This is a genomic window from Fibrobacter intestinalis, assembly GCF_900167415.1.
Lineage (GTDB): Bacteria > Fibrobacterota > Fibrobacteria > Fibrobacterales > Fibrobacteraceae > Hallerella > Hallerella intestinalis.
Genome location: NZ_FUWU01000113.1, coordinates 1 through 1,693 on the forward strand (window position 1 = coordinate 1; position 1,693 = coordinate 1,693).

Sequence of the window (1,693 nt, forward strand, 5' to 3'; positions counted from 1 at the left end):
TTGCCATCTTCACTTCTTGGGAATCATCAGAAGAGAAAATATCCGATAAATCGGAGCAGCCTAAAAATATCAGGCAGAAAAGGCAAAGGATTCTATAACGCGTCATAGTAAATCCACTTAAAAGTAAAGGTGTCTTCTCCCATCTTGTCTTCTTCATCAAAATCATAGCGAATCTCATAAGATAAACGGCCCAACGCGGCTATTTCCAAAGTAATGGTTTGCGGGTCTTTAGATGTTTTGTATTTTCTGCATTCTTTACTAAAATCATTAAAATTATCAACGCCATTATAGCATGAACCGGAATACACGACATAAAAATTCCCTTCGGGAAGGAATATGTCGATGGAATCACCACGAATTTCGCAAGGTTTCGGATTATTGATATGGGGAAGTATGGGGGCAAAATCCAGATCATAAGATTTGATTACTCCAATCGAGTCCTTCAGGGAGAATTTAAGGTGCTGCGTAGAATCGATAGAATGGAGCAAATCTACAAAGGTTGAATCTATTTTATATCCGAATCCAACTGACGTTCCTACATGCAACGAATCTACACCTGCTGCATTGGATTCTAAGGCATAGTGGCCAGAAGTAATTTTACACCAACAACAACATTTCGAGCTACAATAGGAGCAATGTTGAACACTTTCTTCGGATTGCAAATAGGCATAAGCTGATGCTAAAGAACCATCTATCCACACAAAATCAAAACCCAATGGCTTATGCACTGTTGTCTTTAATGAGTACGTCTCTTCACAACCCTCGTCCCCGTTAAAAGCGAGTCCGCACCCCAATAACAGCAAAGAAATAAAAAATGGGAAAACTTTAACCATGCTCACCTCGAAAGTAGAATGCGTAGTGCAGGCAAATCGGGAGTTTTATATTTGCCACTTTGGGTCGATCCATCCAAATTCCTGATTACATACCCTGTCCGTGAAACCGTTACGCCGACAATATCCGTTTCCATGGAATTTTCATTTTTCGTCAATTTCCCGTCGAGAACCCAATCCGCAGTCCATGAATTAGATGATTTCTTGATCATCATGGTTATGCCGGGCGATTTTATATTACCGCTGCATTCATTTGCGGGCAAGGCCTCGCAAATTTTGAATTCTGCACCACGAGGAGGCACAATAAGGCGCTTATTAGCAGATGCGTTTTCAAAACATTGATAATCTTTGGGACAATTCAAAAGAGTCTTTTCAAAATTTTCATTATTGACAGCGAATGTCATAACATAGGTTTTAGCATCTTGATCATAAAGAGAAAATGAATAATTTAATAACGTTTTATTTAATAGTTCCATTTTGTTTTATGGGAACATACAAGTAACTACCCGCATCTAATGGCACTTGAGACGAACCAAATACTTTCAACCCCTTGCTCTTCAAAATATCCCACCCCGCTACCGGCGAGTTCCCGAGCCACTTCATCCCTGTAGAACTCGGCCTGTCGATAACCCAAAAATTTCCTCCAAAATACAAAATAGTTCGGTTATTATAAAAGAACTGCTCTGATACAGCCGCTGCCTTATTTTCAATTGCCGTTGTTGCAGTATAACCGACTATCTTATTTTCTATATCCTTTATTTGTCTATCTAGTCATCCCTTAAAAAGTCACTTTGCGAACGCAAGATAAGGACGTTCGCATTTTTTGTTCATTCCGTTCCACAGAAGGCAAAAACAGTATAGCC

At 39.5% G+C, this 1,693-nt stretch carries 2 protein-coding genes; both read right to left on the bottom strand.

The genetic code is table 11. The annotated features are described in order from the left end of the window. Window positions 1-92: 92 nt before the first annotated feature. Window positions 93-833, bottom strand: coding sequence for a hypothetical protein (locus tag B5D40_RS15485; protein ID WP_143394552.1), 741 nt, complete (start codon window positions 831-833; stop codon window positions 93-95). Window positions 834-835: 2 nt separating this feature from the next. After that, window positions 836-1,306: a hypothetical protein gene (locus tag B5D40_RS15105; protein ID WP_143394551.1), complete on the bottom strand. Its 471-nt coding sequence runs from the start codon at window positions 1,304-1,306 to the stop codon at window positions 836-838. Window positions 1,307-1,693 lie beyond the last annotated feature (387 nt).